General features: G+C 47.2%; 1 pseudogene. It reads left to right on the top strand.

The features are described from left to right. Window positions 1-38: 38 nt before the first annotated feature. Window positions 39-572: pseudogene (locus tag R7R78_RS28305) on the top strand (DNA translocase FtsK); the annotation flags it as partial.

Here is a 572-nt window from a genome sequence, read left to right as displayed (position 1 = left end):
CAAAAGAGAAAGCGGCAGTACACGAATATCCTATATATATGCCGCAAGCCAAATCAGAAACGTCTGCGGTAAAACCGACGCCAGAGCCCCAAACTCAACGAGTTGCGGCAGTAAATGCGACGCCAACGTATGTTGAACCAGAACCACAACTTAAAGCGGTCAGCACAGATAACGTGGATCCAATGGTTGAGCGTACCAAGCAGCTGAATGTAACCATCGAAGAGTTGGAAGCTGCAGCGCAGCAAGCAGATGATTGGGCGTCAGAAGAACAAACAAGCCAATCTTATGCGGATACAAACGCAGTCTATCAAGAGCAGGTGCAAGCCAAGCATGAAGAGGTTGTTGAACACGATACGCCTCAACGAGAATCAAGCTATGAAGAGTATGAACAGTTTGCTGCTCAGCAAGAACAGCAACTCCATGTGGAACCAACGCCACACGAAGAACCTGTTATTGACACTCGTGCACTTGATGACATTACCGACCACGCTGAGCCAAGTGAACATATTGAACCAACCATCTCTGATTTTGATGTAGTAGATGAAGAGGAGGCATATGTTGCTCCTCAACCT

The organism is Vibrio sp. 2134-1, from assembly GCF_033339495.1.
This window is presented reverse-complemented; position numbering and strand designations above follow the sequence as displayed.